The sequence below is a fragment of the Rhizobium freirei PRF 81 genome (assembly GCF_000359745.1).
Lineage (GTDB): Bacteria > Pseudomonadota > Alphaproteobacteria > Rhizobiales > Rhizobiaceae > Rhizobium > Rhizobium freirei.
In genome coordinates this window covers 1-19,494 of sequence record NZ_AQHN01000070.1, presented here as the reverse complement: position 1 = coordinate 19,494, position 19,494 = coordinate 1, and the positions used below count along the sequence as shown (strand labels likewise).

Sequence of the window (19,494 nt, the reverse complement as noted above, 5' to 3'; positions counted from 1 at the left end):
CCGCCAGCGGGGCCGGCGGCCGAACAAAGATGATGGCTGCCCCGCGCAATAGGTGTAGAATAGGGAAATGAGTGATGCTCAACCCCTATTCGAAGCGCTGCGCCATTCGGCGCCGCGGGATATCGTCGATGCAATCGAGCGGCTGGTCCTTGAGGCACCCGACCGCAAGCTCAATCGCGTGAATGCGCTTGCCTTCGCCGCCGACCATGGCTTCGACGAAGAACAAACCATCAGCACTTTCCTGCATACGGCGCGTCTCGGCCTGTTCGAGATGTCATGGAATGTGCTGTGCCCGGGATGCGGCGGTGTTCTGGATGTCAACACGTCGCTGAAAACCGTCCAGAGCGACACTTACAGCTGTGCTTTATGCGCCGCCGGCTACGAGCCGACGCTCGACGAAATGGTCGAAGTCACCTTTACCGTCAGTCCGCGCATACGCCGTATCGGCGCCCACAATCCGCATGATCTAGCGCCTATGGAGTATTTTCGTCAGATCTACTGGAGTTCGGGCGTCGATCTTCCGGATGAGGGTTATGAGGAAAAGGTTGAGCAATTCATACTGGAAGCGCTGGAGCTGCCGGCGGGCGAAAAGGCAGTGGTATCGCTGCAATTGCCGGCCGAATTTATCATCATCTTTGAACCGGTGACCCATAGCGCCCAATTCATCGATGTAAAAGGCGAACCATCCAAGGAGCGGCAAAGCATATCGCTGGTGTTCGACCGCATGCATCGGCTGAGCGACACCATGGAGCTCAGACCCGGCCCATTGCGCATCGTCATAGAAAATCACACGGAGGTCCGCACGCTGCCCTCTGTGTGCATTGCCAACGATGCGCTTCACACCTTGCTCGGCCACCGCAGGCCATTCCTGACCGCCAAGCGTCTGCTCTCCAACCAGACTTTCCGCGACATCTATCGAACGGAAACCATCGACATCAACCAAAGGCTGAAAATCGCCAGCCTCACCTTCCTCTTCACCGATCTACGCGGCTCGACGGAGCTCTATGAGAGGGTCGGCGATCTTGCGGCCTTCGATCTCGTCAAAACGCATTTCAGCATCCTGCATGAGATCGTGGGGGCGGAGGCCGGCGCGGTCGTCAAAACCATTGGTGACGCAGTGATGGCCACTTTTCCGACGCCGGACCGGGCGGTGGCGGCGGCGATGCGGATGCGCGAGGCTATGTCGAACCTCAACAAGGAACGCGGCAACGACGATCTTCTCTTAAAGATCGGCATCCACGAGGGACCGTGCATCGCGGTCAATCTGAACGAGCGGCAGGATTATTTCGGACAAACCGTCAATATCGCTTCCCGCGTGCAACATCTGGCAACGTCGAGCGAGATATTCGCCACTAGTGCGGTGCTGGAAAATACCCGCGCCGCCGAACTGCTGACCACGCGGGGCTTGAAGCCGCAATCGCATCACGTCGCGCTGCGCGGCATCACGGACGCGATCGATATTTTTTCGATCCCTTAGTAAGGTTCAGCTCGCAAAGCGACCGGCGTCTGCGCCGTAATAGTTGACGTAGCGATCCGAGATGCTGGCGATCGGCAGGACGATCAGGACATCGGTCGTGTTGAAGGCCTTATCGACGACCGCGGTCGAGCCGACCATGGCGCCAAGACGCAAATAGCCCTTGATCAAGGGCGGCAGCGCCATCAAGGCCTTCTTCGGGTTGACGGCCTCGACCGGCATCAGGTCCATGGTGCGGGCGAGCGACGGCAGAGCGCTGACGGCCCACTCATCCTTGGCGACCACATTATGATAGAGGAAGGACAAGGCCAGCGCGTGCTGTTCCGGAAGAACGCCGGGGAAAGAGGCGCAACCGAACATCGCGCTCATGCCATGCTTCAGCGCGTAGGCCCAATTGCCCTGCCACAGCAGCTCGACCGTGCGCTTGGTGCGGTAATTCGGCAGGACGCAGGAACGGCCGAGTTCCATGAAGCGCTTGTCGGGATGGCGGGCAAGCAGTGCGTCGATGTCGAATTCCGAGGAAGAATAGAAACCGCTATTGGCCATGGCCACGTCCTGGCGGAGCAGGCGATAGGTGCCGACGATCTGGTCTTCCGGATCGCCTTCGAGCGAGCGGTCCAACACCAGAAGATGGTCGCAGACTGCATCCCAGCTATCGATATCGCGCTGCCGACGCATGGCGTCGGCCGGCAGCTGCGCGTTCATCTCTTCGACGAAAACGCGATAGCGGACAGCCTGAGCGGCATCGATTTCGCGCGCCGAGCGAGCAAGGCGCGTTTCTAGATTTCCGATGCGTCCAAGCACATCGCTGGCAACCGGCTCGACCGTTGCCTTTGAAGACTGAACCATTTCGCCCTGAGCTTCGCGATTCAAAATTTCGATGGACATGGCGACTCTCCCCCTGCGGGCTGATATAGCGCCATAAACCAAATTCGTGCGACAGGAAAGTGACACGCAGCCTGGCTAAAAGCAAGAAGCGTGCCCATTGCAAATTTTCGAATGAACGCGCCGTCCCCAACTTAGAGTGAGCAATAGCCTGCGGTTGAGGGTCTGCATGGCCTACCATCGGGCATTGATGAGCCGGCATCCGAAATATTCGTGCGAAAATGGGATCGCCTCTGCTAGGCGCGTTCGAGCGTCAGCCGCGACAGTCGCTGTACGGTGGTCATCAGGCGATCGGGATCGACGGGCTTGACGATGACAGCATCGGCACCGGCGAGCAATGCCTGACGGCGGATCGCATCGCGGCTGTCGGCAGTCAGGACGATGATCGGCAAAGCCGGCAATCCCTGCCGGCGTTCCTGCGCGCGCAGTTGCGCAAGCACGGCGGCGCCGGAGCCTCCCGGCATGTTGAAATCTGTGACGATCACGTCCGGCCGCGCTTCGGCATTCTCGGCGCGGGCACGCAGGCCATCGAAATCCTCGACCAGACGAACTCTATGGCCGGCCTTGGCGAGCATGGCGCGAACGAGCATGCCGTTGACCGGATCATCCTCGCCGAGCAGGATCTCAAGTGCGGGGTCCTCCGACTCAGGCGTAGTAATGCCGATCTCGGACACGCCCTCGATCACGGTATCGCGCTTTTCCATGCCGCGCATGCGCCCGCTCAGGACATCGATCAGCGACTGCTCGCGCAGCGGGCGGATGAGCCAGGCGTCGAAGAGATCGAGCGGATGCGTATTGCGCTCCTCGGGATTGACGAGGAAAATCTTGCGCAGTGCCGGCATGGTCAGCTCGTTGCCCTCGCGGAAATAAAGCGGCGCCATGCGGTGATCGACGATCAGATCGGTCCAGGGACCATCTTCGCTGGCAAACGACCGCGTCAGGACAGCGATATCCTCGGCGCCGATTATGCGGCAATTGCCACCCAAGGTGCGAATGGTCTGCGCGATTGCCGTGCTTGCCGCCCCCTCGGGCGCCAGCAGCAGGACGCGCGCGCCCTTGAGCACAGTATCGTGCCGGCCGTTTCCAGCCTCTTCTGCCACCAGGCCGACAGGGAATCCGATGGTGAACTCGGTGCCCTTGCCGCGTTCGCTCGCGACCTTGAGCCTGCCACCGAACTCCCGCAGGATACGTGCGGAAATGGCGAGCCCGAGCCCGGTGCCGGCGCTTCTTTCGACGACGGTGCCGGCCTGCTCGAATTCGCCGAAGACGCGCGCCTGCTCCTCTTCCGTCATGCCCGGACCGCTGTCCTGCACCGATATCGTCAAATCCTGCCCTTGCAGGCCGGCGCGAACGAGAACGCCGCCCGTCTGCGTGAACTTCACCGCATTGCCGAGGACATTGAACAGGACCTGGCGCAACCGGGCGGGATCGAATTCCATCATCTCGGGAACATCGGCCGCAACGCTCGCGGCAATTTCGATGCCCTTTTCATGGGCGCGATGGGCAAGCATTTCGACGACGCCTTCGAGCAGCGGTCGCAATGCTTCCTTGCGCGGATGCAGCTGGAAACGGCCCACTTCGATCGTGGAGAAATCAAGCAGGTCTTCGACCAGTTGCACCAGTGCGTGACCCGACTGGCGGATGCCTGTGAGGTAGTTGGCCTGCTCCAGCGTCAGCGGCGTCTGGGCAAGCAGATGGTTCATGCCGAGAATGCCCGAGAGAGGCGTGCGGATTTCATGGCTGACGGTGGCGAGCAACCGCGACTTGGCGGCGCTGTTATATTCGGCCTTCAGCCTCGCATCTTCGCGAAGACGGGCCGTCTGCCTCTCTTCCGTGACGTCGCGCGCGACGCTTTGTATGCATAGCTGCCCGCTTGACGGATCGCGAAATATGACATCGTGCCAGGCGAAGACGCGGCTGCCTTCGGGCGTGGCGATCTCGGCATCCTGATGTTTGGCGTCGGTGACGGCGCGGAAGACGAGGCCCGTCTCTTCCAGCGTCAAGCCTTCCGGATTAGACTTGCCCGTCAGCTTGCGGAAGGTTGCATTGGCATCCAGAATGCGCCGGTCTATGCTGCGGATCACCGTGATGTCGCCGAGCGCATCGTGGATGGTGGCAAGCAGGCTATTGCTTTCCTTGCGCTCCCAAAGGCGATCATGATCGCTCTCGCTGAGATCGGTGGCGGCAGCGGCAGGCTTGCCCGCGGCTTTCCATCCCTTGAGGAATCCGGCGACTGCCAGCGCGAAGGCCACGAGGCCGAGAACTCCGGCCAGCACCAGCGGGCCGCCGGCAAAGCCGATCGCAAGAAGGGCAATACCGGCAAGCAGGCCACCGCCGTTCAGCCAGTGACGTTGCAGCCACCGTGCCTGAGCTTGCGGTACGGCGTGCCGCGCAGCTTCTCGCGTCGCATCGGCCGGCTCTGCGAGGGGCAGTCCGTTCCCGGTCGACCCTTCGATCGATCGCGTTTCGTCGCGAGTGATATCAGCGGCAGGCTTTCCCTGCAGATTTGCCAGAGTGCTCATGCAATCTGGCTAGCATAAGCACCGTTCCCGATGCCTTCAGGGATTCGCTAGAATTTTAGGCTTTGGCTTTTTTCGGCATCAGAAGTTCATCGAGAATGACACAGGCCGCCCCAACCGTGATGAAACTATCAGCCAGATTGAACACGGCGAAGGACCATGTCTGCGTGTGAAAGAGGATATAGTCGATCACATGGCCGTAGAGAAAGCGGTCGATCAGATTGCCGAGCGCGCCGGCGATAATCAGGGCAAAGCCCAGATGAGCGAGCCAGCGGTGATTGGGGGTATGCCGCCAGAGCCAGAGCACGAAGGCGACGATGACGAGCCGCATGCCGACGATGAACCAGCCGTCCATGCCCGACAACATCGAGAAGGCGACGCCGAGATTGTAGGTGCGATAGAGCGCCAGCATCGGGATGACCGGCACCGTCTCCTGCAGCGGCAGCCAACGGTCCACCATGATCTTGACGGCCTGGTCGAGGATAACGGCAATCACGATGAAGATCAGGATGGGCAGGGGCCGTGAAAACAAGGCCGGCTTTGCAATCGGCTGTTCGTGGGTCTCGCTTTCGGTCATCGGGTCTCGCTCAAAGTCAGGATATGTCGGCGGGCTTCGAACAGCATGACTGCCGTGGCAACCGCCAGATTGAGGCTGTCGGCGCGGCCGGTCTGCGGGATGCGGGCGAGCGCATCGGCCTCTTTCGCCAGGGTATCAGGAAGGCCGGATTGCTCGTTGCCCATCAGGATGACGACGGGCTTCCTCTTGTAGTCAATGGTTCTGTAATCGACCGCGCCGGCCAGATGGGTGGCGACGACGGAGACATCGGCCTTCTTCTTCCAGGCGAGAAACTCTTCCGGCGTCGCCTTGACGACCGGAACGGCGAAGACCGAGCCCATGGTGGCGCGCACGGTTTCCAGCGAAAAAGGATCGGTCGTCTCGCCGACGAGGATGACGCCGGAAGCGCCGGCCGCATCGGCGGTGCGGATGATCGTGCCGAGATTGCCGGGATCGCGCACGCGGTCGAGCGCCACCCAGGTCTCGCCCGCCTTCGGCTTGACGTCCCGAAGCTGCCGCCAGCGCTGCTCGAAAACACCGACCACCATCTGCGGATTGTCGCGGCGGGTGATCGAGCCGATGACCTTTTCGCTGACCTCGAGCACCAGTCCACCGGCGGCCACAGTCTTGGCGGCCACCTGCTCCACGAGCGGCTTGCCCTTGGCGGCCTTGGCATAGACCAGCGTGCGGATCGTCCAGCCGAGCTCGAGCGCATCGATGACGAGCTTCAGCCCTTCGGCCAGGAAGGCGCCGCTTTCCTCGCGGGACTTCTTGACCGTCAGCGCCTTGATATCCTTGACGATCGGATTGGCAAGCGAGGTGACCTCCTTGACCTGTCCGACCTTGCGCGGGCCGTCACTACGAAAATCCTGTGTCATTTCGGCACCCAGCGGCTGAAGAGAGAGGTGGAAAGCGCCCTGCTCGGCGTGCGGCCATCAAGGCCGGCCTCGCGGATGACGAGCTCGCCGGATTCGACGACGCCGCCGGCGCCGCGCATGGTCTCGCGCATCAGCTCATGGATTGAATAGAAGCTGGCGCGGATCGAGTAGGCCGTCAGCACGAGGCCGAGCGCCTTTGGCGAGAGGATCTCGCGGCAGATGTCGAGCATCAGCGGCAGATGCTCGAACAGATGCCAGACCTCGCCATTCGGGCCGCGGCCGAACTTCGGCGGGTCGGTCAGGATGATGTCGTATTTGTTGCCGCGCCGCTCCTCGCGCAGGATGAACTTCATCGCATCCTCGCAGATCCAGCGGATCGGTAGCTTTTCCATGCGGCCCAGCGCCTGGTTTTCGCGCGCCCAGCCGATCGCCTTCTTCGACGCGTCGACATGGGTCACTTCCGCGCCGGCGGCAGCGGCGACGAGCGAGGCGACGCCGGTGTAACCGAAGAGGTTCAGAACCTTCAACGGCCGTTTCGCCGCCTCGACCTGCTCTTTCATCCATGCCCAATGCACAATCTGTTCCGGGAAGACGCCCACATGGCGGAACGCGGTGAAGCGGCCGAGAAAATCGACGCCGAGCAGCTGCAGCGGCCAGGTCTCGCCGAGCGCTTCGCGCGGGAAACGCCAGCGGCCCATGCCGTCCTCATCCGTATCGCCGGTGAAGATGGCATCGGCATTGTCCCACACATGCGATGCGAGCGATGGCGGCCACAGCGCCTGCGCTTCAGGGCGGACGATACGATAGGGTCCGTATTGCTCGAGCTTCAGCCCGTTGCCGCTGTCGATGAGGTGAAAATCCCCGGCGCCGAGCGACTCTAGAATAACCGGCACGCGCTCGGTCGGCCGTTCGCCGCATCGCACGATCAGCGGGCGCTCGGGCGCGGCAGAGGCGGTCGCAGCATCGCGCTGCTCATTCACCCGCTCGCCATGATCGCGCGAAGGCTTGGCTAGCCTTGAGGCATGCGCGGGCTTTGCCGGTGGCTTGCCGGGCATGTCACGCCGGGGTTTTGCCCCGAGACCGCCCGCGGCCTTCTGACCGGGCCGGCTTTCCCTATGTTTCACCATGCTTGTCTCAAAATTGATATGTGCGTGCAAATAGCATCTGGCCGCCACTTGGCAAAGCGCTTTCCTATCTGCGATGATCCATGCACAAAATGTCACATAGGGAGGATTGCGCATGGACATGACCGGCGAGGAGCGGATCGCAGCACCCAGGGACGCAGTGTGGGCTGCACTCAATGATCCCGAGATCCTCAAGCGATGCATTCCCGGCTGTCAAAGCCTGGAGAGGCTTTCTCCGACGGAGCTGACCGCAACCGTGAAATTGAAGATCGGTCCGGTGTCGGCATCCTTCAACGGCGAAGTCAAGCTTTCCAACATCAATGCCCCGGAAAGCTATACGATCTCTGGAGAGGGAAAGGGCGGCATTGCCGGTTTTGCCAAGGGCGGCGCCGACGTCGTGCTGAAAGAAGACGGCAGCGAGACGATCCTGCAATATGAAGCCAAGGCCCAGGTCGGCGGCAAGATCGCGCAGCTCGGTTCGCGACTGGTGGATTCCAGTGCCAAGAAGCTGGCGCAGCAGTTCTTTGCCGATTTCACGTCGGCGATCAACAATCAGGCCAACGCCTGATTGCCGTGGGCGCGTTTCGCGCCCATATAGAAATCATGCCATCGACATCCGATATCTGGACCATCCGACCAGCTCACGAACAGGATATGCCGCAGCTTGCGGAGATCTATCTGCGCGTTCGCCGCGAAACATTTCTCTGGGTCGATCCCGACCACTTCACGCTGGAAGAGTTCGCCACGCATTCGAATGGTGAGCGCCTGTTCGTCTGTGAGGATCAGCACGGGATGATTGCCGGATTTGCCGCGATCTGGGAGCCGGACGACTTCATCCACATGCTCTATATTCTACCAGCCTTTCAGGGGCGCGGCGCCGGCAAGGCTCTGCTTGCCGCCCTGCCTGATTGGCCGAGGCGGCGATACCGGCTGAAATGCCTGGTCCATAACAAGCGCGCCATATCCTTTTATCAGAGGCTCGGCTTCGAGATCATTGGCGACGGTGCCTCGCCGGAGGGCGGCTATAAGGAAATGCGGCTGAGAGAGGCTGTTGGCGACGCCGAATCACTTTGACGGCAGCTGGCCGGCGATCTGTTCGGCGCGCGTGCGGTGCTTATCGGCCTCTGCCTGCCAGCGCACGGCTTCCTGCGTCTGATTGCGGGCGCGCTTGCGATGCTTTCCCTGGCTGAACCAGGTCACGCCGGCGCCGAGGAGCATGCCGAGGATCAACGTCACAAACAGCAATACGAATAGCGGCGCATTCAGCGACAGCACCTGATCATCCGGCCTGAAAGGATTGAGCGCCAGCGTCACCGATTGCCGGTTGGCAACGCAGAATACGATCAAAACAATGCCGAGCGGCAGCAATATCAGCAGATTGACGATCTTCTTGGCCATTGCGCAGCTCCTTATGTTCGCGGACACGCGTGCCGCTTCCAGCCGCAGAATAGAAAAGAGGCTGATGAATTCAAGTGCCACCGCGTCGCGGCACAATCATGTCCGAGAGGGCGTCGACAGCGGGCTCGGCCCGAAGCGATCGATCAATTATCGTCTTCTTCGTCGCCAGCGCCCGGATTCAGCCGTTCGCGCAGTTCCTTGCCGGTCTTGAAGAAAGGAACCCATTTTTCTTCGACGAACACCGTATCGCCCGTGCGCGGGTTGCGGCCGGAGCGCGAAGGACGGTTCTTGACGGAGAATGCGCCAAAGCCGCGAAGTTCGACCCGGTTTCCGGCAGCGAGCGCATCGGTGATCTCATCGAGGACCGCGTTGACGATATTTTCGACGTCGCGGTGATAGAGATGCGGGTTGCGGGCGGCAACAATCTGCACCAATTCCGATTTGATCACGGCTACCCCCTTTAAATCATTGATTTATTGTTCGGCTGCACCCTGCCAAACAGAAAGCAAGCCGTCAAGAAACAACTTATCGGTCATAATCCTCTGGAGACCTTCTTCTTTCAAAAAAGGATCATAACCGAGCAAGTTCAGCAATCTGGAAGCTGCAACCGGCCAAAAGAACGAGGAGCTCTTGTCTTCCGGCTTCCAATCGACGATCTGCAGATCCTTCTGGACCTTGCGCGTTTCGAGGTAGGCGCGGATTTCGTCCTCGCCGCCAAGCGTGTCGATCAGCTTGTTCTGCAGCGCCTGACGACCGGTGAATATGCTGCCGTCGGCAAGCTTCAACACCTGTTCGCGCGGTAGTTTGCGACGATCCGCGACGAGGTCGACGAACCAGCCGTAACTATCCATGACCATGTTGCGGATCATGTTCTTGGCGTCTTCGCTGGCCGGGTGGAAAGGCGACGGCTCGGCCTTCAGCGGTGCCGATTTGATCTCGTCGAGGGAAACGCCGACCTTGTCGAGCAGATCCTTCACCTGCGGATACTGGAAGATGACGCCGATCGAGCCGGTGATCGAGGTATCGCCGGCAACGATATTGTCGCCGGCCGCCGCGATCATGTAACCGGCCGAAGCGGCAACGGTGCGGATATCGGACACGACGGGCTTCTTGGCAGCGACGGCGCGGATGGCTTTGAAGATACGCTCGCCGCCATAGGTCGTTCCGCCGGTCGACGAGATGGAAACGATCAGCGCCTTGACCTGATCATTGTCGCGGATCTTCTTCAGCCGCTCGAGCAGTTCGGGATCGTCCTGGATCAGCCCGGAAACCTTGACACGGGCGATTTGCGGCCCGCGCGCGTCGGGCAGCTCGCCGGCAACAAAGCGATAAAGCGCGAAACCAAGCGCAATGAGAAGCAGAACGGCAACAACGCGCCAGAAACCAAGCTTACGGCGCAATTGTCGCCGATCCGCGATTGCAGAACTGTCCATCACGCCTTATTTCTCCCTGCAATAAACTGAATGCGCCGCGAACCGGATATATAAACACCTTGAAACGGGCACAATCCTTAGAGAAAAGCGGCTCCCGCCTGCGATGTCGCCGGCGGAATGTCGCTCTGCCGGTTCATCAGATAGGATATCGCCCCGTCTGATGAAACCGATTTATGGCACATTTTCCCGCCAAATTTCGTTGGCTCCGGAAAAAAATCCATATTGGCAAGCCAGTGCAATAATGCGAAACGATCCGATAGGCTTTTTGACACAGCGTCGCATGGCGTGAATGCGGTCTCCGGATCAGAAAAGACGGACCTGTTGCATGCTCAATACGATCGAGACCCCCGGCGAGACACTCCGCTCATTGCCGGAGCGGAGTGCGTATAAGGACGCGACCTTTCACTCCGCCCGCGTGCGGAGACTGAAGGTGCTGTTGCCGCTGGCCGCATTGATCGTCTCGCTGATCTTCATAGCCGTCTCGGTCATCCGCGCCTATCTGCCGGCAGAGATCCAGATCGAAGGCGCCAAGATCGAGAACGGCAAGGTGGTCATGGAACGCCCCGCCATCTCCGGCCGCAACAAGGACGGCATCAGCTACTCCATGCTGGCGGAAAAGGCGCTGCAGGATATCAAGAACCCGAACATGATCACGCTGAAGGCGATCAAGGCATCCATGCCCGTCAATACCGACGTGATGGCGCATGTGAACGCCCAAAGCGCGGACTTCGACCGCCAGGCCGACACGCTGAAGCTGACCGAACCTTTCGTCATCCAAATGGACAACGGGTTGCGCGCCGAGTTCAAGACCGCGTTCCTGGACGTCAAGAAGGGTGACCTGTCCAGCCAGGATCAGGTTGCCATCTATCGAGGCGGCATGTCGGTTGTTGCGCGTTCGCTCAAGATGACGGATAAGGGAAGCGTAATCCAGTTCGACGGGCAGGTTCAGATGCATATCGAGCCGTCCGCTCTTCACAATTCAGCTAGCGAACAGAAGCCGGGCGGTTCATGATAAATTATTGGCAAAATTCAATTTTCCACTCCGGCTTACGCAAGGCCGGGCTTTTCTGTGCCTTCAGCGCACTTGCCCTCTTCACCGCAGCCGAAGCAGGCGCACAGTCGACGACCAGCTCGATGCCTGGTCTTGCTCTTTCCAAGGATCAGCCGATCCAGATCGAAAGCGACAAGCTGGAGATCCATGATCAGGAAAGCCAGGCCGTCTTTACCGGCAACGTCAAGGTCGTTCAGGGCACCACGACGATGCAGGCCGGCAAGATGACCGTCTTCTACAAGAAGAAGCAGGCTGCCGACGCCAACAAGCAGACGGACAATCCGGTCGCGAAGGCTGCCAAGGAGCAGAACGAGTCGCTGGTGTCGGGCAATACGAACATCGACCACATTCTGGTGACTGACAAAGTCTATCTCGTTTCCGGCACGCAGACGGCAACCGCCGACGACGGCGCCTTCGACATGACCAACCAGCTCGCCACCCTCAAAGGCAAGAAGGTTGTCCTGACGGACGGTCCGAACGTTTTCACCGGTTGTCAGCTCACCGTGCACATGTCGACGGGCGAAGCGCAGCTGGACTCGTGCGGGGGCCGTGTCCAGATCCAGCTCGATCCGAAGTCGCAGCAAGTGCAGCAGCAACAAAAGAAAAACTGATACTGGCCCCCTCGTGACGACATCAACCACCACCACCCTACCCGGCGTGCCCGGACCGTCTTCTGCGACATCGGGCACACCGGCCGCGGATAAAGCGCGCTATCAGGGCACCCTGATAGCGCGTGGCCTCACCAAGACCTACCGCACCCGGCGCGTCGTCAACGGCGTTTCGCTGGTGGTACGGCGCGGTGAAGCGGTTGGTCTGCTCGGGCCGAATGGCGCCGGCAAGACCACCTGTTTCTACATGATTACCGGGCTGGTGCCGGTGGACGAAGGTACGATCGAGATCGACGGCAACAATGTTACCTCGATGCCGATGTATCGGCGTGCACGGCTTGGCGTCGGCTACCTGCCGCAGGAAGCTTCGATCTTCCGCGGCCTGACGGTGGAAGAAAACATCCGCGCCGTGCTCGAAGTGCACGAGAAGGACAAGACGAAGCGCGAGCGCAAAATCGACGAGTTGCTGGAGGAATTCCACATTCGCAATCTGCGCGCGGTGCCGGCGATCGCGCTCTCGGGCGGCGAGCGGCGGCGCCTTGAAATCGCCCGCGCGCTGGCGACCGACCCGACCTTCATGCTGCTCGACGAACCGTTCGCCGGCGTCGACCCGATCTCGGTCGCCGACATCCAGAACCTCGTCCATCACCTGACGGCGCGCGGCATCGGCGTCCTGATCACCGACCACAATGTTCGCGAAACGCTCGGCCTGATCGACCGCGCCTACATTATTCATGCCGGCGAAGTGCTGACCCATGGCAGAGCCAACGATATCGTCAGCAACCCCGAAGTCCGCAAGCTCTATCTCGGCGATAATTTCAGCCTTTGATAGGCTGAAATTCGGCCGGTTCGCCCTCTAATATTATAGAAGTCCGGCGCGTTGCCGAAATCTATCTTCGCTTCACAGTTCCGCTTGACCAAAACCCATAAAAACGCAATTTTTGGGCCAGTTGGAATTTCGCGAAGATATTGATGACGAAGAACGCGAATTCCCGAGAAGTTCAAGGGAGTCTCGCGTCCGCCATGGCATTATCGGCCAATCTTTTCCTGCGCCAAAGCCAAAGCCTGGTGATGACACCGCAACTGATGCAATCCATCCAGTTGCTGCAGATGACCCATTTTGAGCTGACCCAATTCATCGCGCAGGAAGTCGAGAAGAACCCGCTGCTGGAATTTGCGTCAAATGACGAGGATTTGGGCGGCGATAGTGATCGCGAGGCAAAGGGCGATCCTTTCGAGGCGGCGGGCGAAAGCCGCAACAACGATACCGAAGGTGGCGCGGACGACCTTGCGAGCGACTGGTACGAGAGCGACAATACCGGTCATGCCGACAGGCTGAGCAAAGAGCTGGACACCAATTTCGACAACGTTTTTTCCGACGATGCAAATCTGCAGCGCGCAGACGCGCCAGAGCTTCTGAGCCAGTGGAAATCCATGCCCGGCGGCGAAGCGGGTGAAAGCTACGATCTGGACGATTTCGTCGCCGGTCAGGTGTCGCTGCGCGACCACCTGAACGAACAGATCCCTTTCCTGCTTCCTGCCATTGGCGACCGGCTGATTGCACAGCATCTTGTCGATCAGCTCGACGATACCGGCTATCTGCGTGCCGACCTCAACGAAACGGCCGAGCGTCTCGGCTCAGCCCTTGGCGACGTCGAGCGTGTCCTCGACGCCTTGCAGCTCCTTGATCCTCCGGGCGTCTTTGCCCGGTCGCTCAGCGAGTGCCTGACGATCCAGCTTCGGCAGAAGGATCGCTTCGATCCGGCCATGGAACGGCTGGTCGAGAATCTGGAACTGCTCGCCCGGCGCGATTTCGCCATGCTGAAACGGCTTTGCGGCGTCGACGAGGAAGACCTGCTCGACATGATGGCGGAAATCCGCCAGCTGAACCCGAAACCCGGCAGCGGCTTCGAGACGGGCATCTCCGAGGCGATCATGCCCGATATCGTCGTGCGTCCGTCTGCTGACGGCAGCTGGCTGGTGGAGCTCAATCCCGATGCCTTGCCGCGCGTGCTGGTCAACCAGTCCTATTTCGCATCCGTATCCAAGGCCAGCCAAGACCACGCCTTCCTCTCGGAGTGCCTGCAGAGCGCCAACTGGCTGACCCGCAGCCTGGACCAGCGCGCCAAGACGATCATGAAGGTCGCCAGCGAGATCGTGCGCCAGCAGGATGCTTTCCTGATCCATGGCGTCGATCATCTGCGGCCGCTTAACCTGAAGACGGTCGCAGATGCCATCAAGATGCATGAATCGACCGTCAGCCGCGTCACCTCCAACAAGTACATGCTGACGCCACGCGGGCTGTTCGAACTCAAATATTTCTTCACGGTTTCGATCAATGCGGTCGAAGGCGGCGATGGCCATTCCGCTGAAGCCGTACGCCACAAGATCCGCCTGCTGATATCAAACGAAACCCCGGATGCGGTTCTGTCGGACGACGATATTGTCGACACGCTAAAAAAGGGCGGCATCGAGCTTGCTCGCCGTACGGTTGCGAAATACAGGGAAGCCATGAACATCCCCTCGTCCGTACAGCGGCGTCGAGAGAAGCGCGCGCTCGCAAAAGTCGCCAGTTTCTGACGATTGACGACGTTCAACCATAGATTGTCGATCTCCTAACAGTCCGTTAAGATGCAGTTGACTTTCCCATGCGGCAGGGCTAGAAGCCCGCCGCAATCGCTGCAGGACAGCACGACCATGAAACTTATCCCCATCATCCCGAAGGCGGCCGATATACGCAATTTGTCTTTGACCGCGTGAAGTGCTTGGATGAGCTTGAGGCTTGGCGTAAACTGATACGCGCAATAACCACTACAAGAAGGGAAACTCCATGAGTGTGCGTGTCTCCGGTAAACATATGGAAATTGGTGACTCCTTCCGCCAGCGGATCGAGGACCAGATCGGTATGGCCGTGACGAAATACTTCGACGGGGGGTATTCGGGTCAGGTAACGGTACATAAGTCCAGTTCGCGCTTTGCGGCCGATTGCAAGCTTCACCTCGACAGCGGTGTGGTATTGCATGCTGCCGGCGAAGCCATGGACCCCCAGCTTGCCTTCGACGCGGCGTCCGAGCGTATCGAAAAGCGTCTGCGACGCTACAAACGCAAACTCAAGGACCATCAGGCCAGCAATCACGCAAACGGTCATATCGAAGTCGCCTACACCGTCATGGACGGCGTACCGGATGACGACGAAGAGGTCCCAGCCGATTTTGCGCCGGCGATCGTTGCCGAAAGCACGAAACAACTGAAGACCATGTCGGTCGCGACCGCCGTGATGGCGCTCGATATGACCGACGAGCCGTTGCTGCTCTTCCGCAGCCCGGGCAAGGAACATTTGAACATCGTCTACCGTCGACAGGACGGTAACATTGGCTGGATAGACGCGGCCAATATCAAAGGCTGAGAATAGAAGAAGAGCGGCGACTGCGCATAAAGTCAGCCGGCCGCCGCTCCCCGTTATCGGTTCTCGGCGACATGAAGGATAAAGAGAATGGCATTGGCAGATTTGCTACACCAAGATGCGATCATCCCCGCCTTGAAGGCAAATTCCAAAAAACAACTGCTTCAGGAGCTGGCAGCCAAGGCCTCCAAACTGACCGGACTGCCCGAACGCGAGATCTTCGACGTCGTGCTGCAGCGCGAGCGTCTGGGCTCCACCGGCGTCGGCAACGGCATCGCCATCCCGCACGGCAAGCTCGCCAGCATCAAGTCCATCGCCGGCATCTTCGCGCGCCTCGAAGCGCCGGTCGATTTCGAGGCACTGGACGACCAGCCCGTCGATCTCGTCTTCCTGCTGCTCGCGCCCGAAGGCGCAGGCGCCGACCACCTCAAGGCACTGTCCCGCATCGCCCGCGTTTTGCGAGACCAGGATCTGGTCGCGAAGCTGCGCGCCACGGAATCCGCTTCGGCAATCTACGCGTTCCTCAACGAAGAACAGGCATCCAACGCCGCCTAATGCGCGTCGCAATCTTTCAGATTCGCTTCTCGCGCTTTAGGTCTTTTGATTTTGCGCAGGCCGTTGTCGCAAAACCGCTGCACACTTTTGCGCGACATGCTTTAGCGGCCTGGATCGCATCGGACCAAGGCAAAAATAAGAGCCGGATGATCTGAAATCATCCGGCTCTTATTTTTTGTTACTTGGTGGCAATCAGGCGTCTTTTTCGTCGAGCGTGCTGTTGCTGCCGCCGTCGGCATTCTCGACGATTTTCGGGCCGCCCTTGGCGACGCCCACCATGGCCGGGCGCAGAACGCGGTCACCAATGACGAAGCCTGCCTGCACCACCTGCACGACCGTGTTGTTCGGCACTTCCGGGTTCGGCACTTCGAACATGGCCTGATGGAAATTGGGATCGAACTTCTGCCCGATCGGCTCGAGCTGGCGCACGCCATGGCGCTCCAGAGCCGAGAGCATGGAACGCTCGGTCATCTCCACGCCTTCGATCAGCGTGTTCAGGCCAGCATCGGCACCAGCACGCGCTTCTGCCGGGATGGCATCCAGCGTGCGGCGCAGATTGTCTGCCACTGCGAGCATGTCACGGGCGAAGCTTGCCACGGAATAGGACTTGGCATCCTTCACATCGCGCTCGGTGCGGCGGCGAAGGTTGTCCATCTCGGCGGCGAGGCGAAGGTAGCGATCACGCAGTTCGCCGTTCTCGGCCTTCAGCAGCTCAACCGGATCGGGCTGAGACGGTTCCACCATATCAACGGCTTCCGCTGCATCCTGCGCGAAATCCGCTGAAATGTCGGCCGCCGTAGCGTCAGGTCCGGTTTTCGTTGTTTCGTCGGTCATGACGGTCTCCGAATTGCTTTGTCTTTTGGATGTGCCCGATATCGAGGTTTAGCCGGAAAAAATCAAGGCTTTGTCGAGAAGAACAGCCAATTCGCGGCATTGTGAGCGCAGCAAGACACCCCCTCACCCAAAAGGCCACTGGGGATGTCGGCTGTTCAGCTCCTCTCCGTGATGATATTCTAAAATACATCTGAGCCAGCATGGGGTGTGAGCAATGTCTAATGACAAATCCCTTTCAGGCAAGTGCTTCTGCGGCGCGGTGGAAATTGCAGCCGATGGCGAGCCAATCGCGATGGGCTACTGTCATTGCGACTCCTGCCGGGAATGGTCGGCGGGGCCGGTCAATGCCTTCTCGCTTTGGCCGCCGGAAGCGGTTCACGTTACCAAGGGCGCGGAGAAGATCGGCAGCTACCAGAAAACCGAGAAGAGCGTGCGCAAGTGGTGCACGGTCTGCGGCGGCCATCTGCTCACGGAGCATCCGTTGTGGGGCGTGACCGACGTCTACGCTGCCGTCCTGCCCGACCTCGATTTTCAGCCGGTGCTGCACGTCAACTACGAGACGACGGTGCTGCACCTAAAGGACGGGCTGCCGAAACAGAAGGATTTTCCAGCCGAAATGGGCGGATCCGGAACCCTGCTTCCCGACTGACCGCTGCCGTCAGATCGCCTCTCATCAGATCCCGGGGCGCGACAGCCGCGAGATCAGTTGCGCCGTGTAATCTACCATGGGCACGATACGGGCATAGTTCAGCCGTGTCGGGCCGATGACGCCGACCGCGCCGACGATGCGGTCGTCCTCATCGCGATAGGGTGCGACGATGAGCGAGGAGCCGGACAGCGAGAAGAGCTTGTTTTCCGAGCCGATGAAGATGCGCACGCCCGGTCCGCTTTCGGCAAGGTTGAGGATCTCGATGAGGCTGTCCTTCTTCTCGAGGTCGTCGAAGAGCAAGCGCAGGCGATCCAGATCCTCGGCGCCACCCACTTCGGCCAGCAGGTTGGCATGGCCGCGGACGATGAGCTGCGTCGGCTTGCCATCGTCGTCATCGCCCGACAGCACGGCAATACCGCGCTCGACCAGCTGATGCGACAGGCTATCGAGCTCGCTGCGCACGCTGTCCTTCAGATTTTGCAGCTGCCGGCGCAGCTCCGGCAAGGTCTGACCCGTCATATGGGCGTTGAGGAAATTGGCGGCTTCCGTCAGCTGCGACGAGGTAACGCCGGCCGGCAATTCGATGATACGGTTTTCGACCTGATCGTGATCGCCGACCAGCACGGCAAGCGCCTTGGTCGCCTCCAGCCGGATGAACTCCACATGCTTCAGCACGGGATCGCTCTTGGAGGTAATGACGAGACCTGCGCCGCGCGAAATGCCCGAAAGCATGCGGCTTGCCTCGGTCATGACGGATTCCATCGGCTGGTCGCGATGGCTGCCGCGCACCTGACGATCGATGCTGGCACGGTCCTCGGCGGAGAGATCGCCGACCTGCATGAAGGCATCGACAAAGAAGCGCAATCCGACCTGGGTCGGCAGCCGGCCGGCGCTGATATGCGGCGAATAGATCAGCCCGAGCTCTTCCAGATCGCTCATGACATTGCGCACGGACGCCGGCGAAAGCGACATCGGCAACAGGCGAGAGAGGTTGCGCGAACCGAGCGGCTCGCCATTCTCCAGATAGCCTTCGACGATGCGGCGGAATATTTCCTTGGAGCGTTCGTCGAGCGCAGCAATGACATCCGAAACCGACGATGTCGTGAATACCATTTCGCTGCCAAATCCATTCCGTTGAGCCTTAGCGAAAATATAATCATTCGGTTAGCAATCGCAAAAGGGAAAAATGCACTCCCCGCCTGAGCTGGACTTTTCGGCCTGCTTTTCCTTTGCAAAAGCGGCCTGTGGGTCGTAGAAGCGGTCAACGAACATTCAGGAGAGTGGGATGCGGCCTTCAGGCAGAAAAACCGATCAGATGCGCAAGGTGTCGTTCGAGCGCAATTTTTCCAAGCATGCGGAAGGCTCGTGCCTGGTCAAGTTCGGCGATACGCATGTGCTCTGCACGGCAAGCTTGGAAGACAAGACGCCGCCGTGGCTGCGCAACAGCGGCAAAGGCTGGGTCACGGCCGAATACGGCATGCTGCCGCGCGCAACCGGCGAGCGCATGAAGCGCGAGGCCGCAGCCGGCAAGCAGGGTGGACGCACGCAGGAGATCCAGCGCCTCATCGGCCGCTCACTGCGCGCCGTCGTCGATCTCAAGGAACTCGGCGAACGCCAAATCACCGTCGACTGCGATGTCATACAGGCCGATGGCGGCACGCGCACGGCCTCGATCACGGGCGGCTGGATTGCGCTTTACGACTGCCTGAAGTGGATGGAAAGCCGCAACATGGTCAAGGTCGACCGCGTGCTGAAGGACCATATCGCCGCCATCTCCTGTGGCATCTTCGCCAGCCAGCCGGTGATCGACCTCGACTATCTCGAGGATTCCTCGGCCGAAACCGATGCCAATTTCGTCATGACGGGCAAGGGCGGCATCGTCGAGATCCAGGGAACGGCGGAGGGCACGCCCTTCAGCGAAGAGGAATTCGCCACTCTGATGGGTCTCGCCAAGAACGGCATTGCCGAACTGGTGGATCTGCAGAAGCAGGCGATCGCCTAAGGATATCGGCAAATGCGAAACCTGTGGCTTGCCCCTCATCCGGCCTATCGGCCACCTTCTCCCCGTCCGTACGGGGAGAAGGGGCAAGACGCACCTTCCAGCATCTCTCCGCTGCACCGGGATTG

Annotated in this window: 21 protein-coding genes; 11 read left to right on the top strand and 10 right to left on the bottom strand. The window is 60.0% G+C overall.

The window, feature by feature from the left end:
- Nucleotides 1-67 precede the first annotated feature (67 nt).
- Nucleotides 68-1,477, top strand: coding sequence for an adenylate/guanylate cyclase domain-containing protein (locus tag RHSP_RS18490; protein ID WP_004120769.1), 1,410 nt, complete (start codon nt 68-70; stop codon nt 1,475-1,477).
- 6 nt (nt 1,478-1,483) lie between these two features.
- Here RHSP_RS18490 and olsB read toward each other — a convergent pair whose 3' ends face one another.
- From olsB to RHSP_RS18465, 5 genes are all read right to left on the bottom strand, one after another.
- On the bottom strand, nt 1,484-2,362 hold the full coding sequence (gene olsB, locus RHSP_RS18485) for a l-ornithine N(alpha)-acyltransferase (protein ID WP_004120766.1): 879 nt from the start codon (nt 2,360-2,362) through the stop codon (nt 1,484-1,486).
- 233 nt (nt 2,363-2,595) lie between these two features.
- Nucleotides 2,596-4,881, bottom strand: coding sequence for a hybrid sensor histidine kinase/response regulator (locus RHSP_RS18480; protein ID WP_004120764.1), 2,286 nt, complete (start codon nt 4,879-4,881; stop codon nt 2,596-2,598).
- A 55-nt stretch (nt 4,882-4,936) separates the two neighbouring features.
- Nucleotides 4,937-5,455, bottom strand: a complete 519-nt coding sequence (gene lspA / locus RHSP_RS18475) for a signal peptidase II (RefSeq protein WP_004120762.1) — start codon at nt 5,453-5,455, stop codon at nt 4,937-4,939.
- The gene (locus RHSP_RS18470; RefSeq protein WP_004120760.1) at nt 5,452-6,312 is read right to left on the bottom strand and encodes a TrmH family RNA methyltransferase; all 861 of its coding nucleotides are present in this window, start codon (nt 6,310-6,312) and stop codon (nt 5,452-5,454) included. The genes lspA and RHSP_RS18470 overlap by 4 nt, the downstream gene beginning before the upstream one ends.
- Complete coding sequence (locus tag RHSP_RS18465) at nt 6,309-7,436, bottom strand: class I SAM-dependent methyltransferase (protein ID WP_200863275.1); 1,128 nt, start codon at nt 7,434-7,436, stop codon at nt 6,309-6,311. Before RHSP_RS18465 ends, RHSP_RS18470 begins: the two co-directional genes overlap by 4 nt.
- 115 nt (nt 7,437-7,551) lie before the next feature.
- Here RHSP_RS18465 and RHSP_RS18460 point away from each other — a divergent pair, with 115 nt between their 5' ends.
- Nucleotides 7,552-8,004 carry an SRPBCC family protein gene (locus tag RHSP_RS18460; RefSeq protein WP_004120754.1) on the top strand — a complete coding sequence of 151 codons (453 nt, stop codon included), beginning with the start codon at nt 7,552-7,554 and terminating at the stop codon, nt 8,002-8,004.
- A 35-nt stretch (nt 8,005-8,039) separates the two neighbouring features.
- Nucleotides 8,040-8,510, top strand: coding sequence for a GNAT family N-acetyltransferase (locus tag RHSP_RS18455; protein WP_037152935.1), 471 nt, complete (start codon nt 8,040-8,042; stop codon nt 8,508-8,510).
- Here the strand turns inward: RHSP_RS18455 and RHSP_RS18450 are convergent.
- From RHSP_RS18450 to sppA, 3 genes are all read right to left on the bottom strand, one after another.
- Nucleotides 8,502-8,834 (bottom strand): LapA family protein, encoded by a 333-nt coding sequence (locus tag RHSP_RS18450; RefSeq protein WP_004120749.1) that lies wholly within the window; start codon nt 8,832-8,834, stop codon nt 8,502-8,504. The genes RHSP_RS18455 and RHSP_RS18450 overlap by 9 nt on opposite strands.
- 143 nt (nt 8,835-8,977) lie before the next feature.
- On the bottom strand, nt 8,978-9,283 hold the full coding sequence (locus RHSP_RS18445; protein ID WP_004120746.1) for an integration host factor subunit beta: 306 nt from the start codon (nt 9,281-9,283) through the stop codon (nt 8,978-8,980).
- A gap of 24 nt (nt 9,284-9,307) precedes the next feature.
- Nucleotides 9,308-10,267, bottom strand: a complete 960-nt coding sequence (sppA, locus tag RHSP_RS18440) for a signal peptide peptidase SppA (RefSeq protein ID WP_004120744.1) — start codon at nt 10,265-10,267, stop codon at nt 9,308-9,310.
- 325 nt (nt 10,268-10,592) lie between these two features.
- On the opposite strand from sppA, the gene lptC reads away from it, so the two are divergent.
- From lptC to ptsN, 6 genes are all read left to right on the top strand, one after another.
- Entirely contained in the window at nt 10,593-11,279 is a 687-nt protein-coding gene (gene lptC, locus RHSP_RS18435; RefSeq protein WP_037152880.1) for an LPS export ABC transporter periplasmic protein LptC, read from the top strand.
- Complete coding sequence (locus RHSP_RS18430; protein ID WP_004120740.1) at nt 11,276-11,929, top strand: LPS ABC transporter substrate-binding protein LptA; 654 nt, start codon at nt 11,276-11,278, stop codon at nt 11,927-11,929. Before lptC ends, RHSP_RS18430 begins: the two co-directional genes overlap by 4 nt.
- A 46-nt stretch (nt 11,930-11,975) precedes the next feature.
- The gene (lptB, locus tag RHSP_RS18425) at nt 11,976-12,755 is read left to right on the top strand and encodes an LPS export ABC transporter ATP-binding protein (protein ID WP_037152877.1); all 780 of its coding nucleotides are present in this window, start codon (nt 11,976-11,978) and stop codon (nt 12,753-12,755) included.
- Nucleotides 12,756-12,949: 194 nt separating this feature from the next.
- Nucleotides 12,950-14,506 (top strand): RNA polymerase factor sigma-54, encoded by a 1,557-nt coding sequence (gene rpoN / locus RHSP_RS18420; protein WP_037152874.1) that lies wholly within the window; start codon nt 12,950-12,952, stop codon nt 14,504-14,506.
- A 250-nt stretch (nt 14,507-14,756) separates the two neighbouring features.
- A complete protein-coding gene (hpf, locus tag RHSP_RS18415; RefSeq protein WP_004120733.1) occupies nt 14,757-15,332 on the top strand; it encodes a ribosome hibernation-promoting factor, HPF/YfiA family in 576 nt (191 codons plus the stop codon).
- Between the two features lie 87 nt (nt 15,333-15,419).
- Entirely contained in the window at nt 15,420-15,884 is a 465-nt protein-coding gene (ptsN, locus tag RHSP_RS18410; protein WP_004120731.1) for a PTS IIA-like nitrogen regulatory protein PtsN, read from the top strand.
- A gap of 192 nt (nt 15,885-16,076) precedes the next feature.
- Here the strand turns inward: ptsN and grpE are convergent, their stop codons facing one another.
- Complete coding sequence (grpE, locus tag RHSP_RS18405; RefSeq protein WP_004120728.1) at nt 16,077-16,718, bottom strand: nucleotide exchange factor GrpE; 642 nt, start codon at nt 16,716-16,718, stop codon at nt 16,077-16,079.
- Nucleotides 16,719-16,932: 214 nt separating this feature from the next.
- Here grpE and RHSP_RS18400 point away from each other — a divergent pair, with 214 nt between their 5' ends.
- Nucleotides 16,933-17,367, top strand: a complete 435-nt coding sequence (locus tag RHSP_RS18400) for a GFA family protein (RefSeq protein ID WP_004120724.1) — start codon at nt 16,933-16,935, stop codon at nt 17,365-17,367.
- Nucleotides 17,368-17,391: 24 nt separating this feature from the next.
- On the opposite strand, the gene hrcA is transcribed toward RHSP_RS18400, so the two are convergent.
- Nucleotides 17,392-18,480: a heat-inducible transcriptional repressor HrcA gene (hrcA, locus tag RHSP_RS18395; protein WP_004120720.1), complete on the bottom strand. Its 1,089-nt coding sequence runs from the start codon at nt 18,478-18,480 to the stop codon at nt 17,392-17,394.
- Between the two features lie 172 nt (nt 18,481-18,652).
- On the opposite strand from hrcA, the gene rph reads away from it, so the two are divergent.
- On the top strand, nt 18,653-19,369 hold the full coding sequence (gene rph / locus RHSP_RS18390) for a ribonuclease PH (RefSeq protein WP_004120717.1): 717 nt from the start codon (nt 18,653-18,655) through the stop codon (nt 19,367-19,369).
- Nucleotides 19,370-19,494 lie beyond the last annotated feature (125 nt).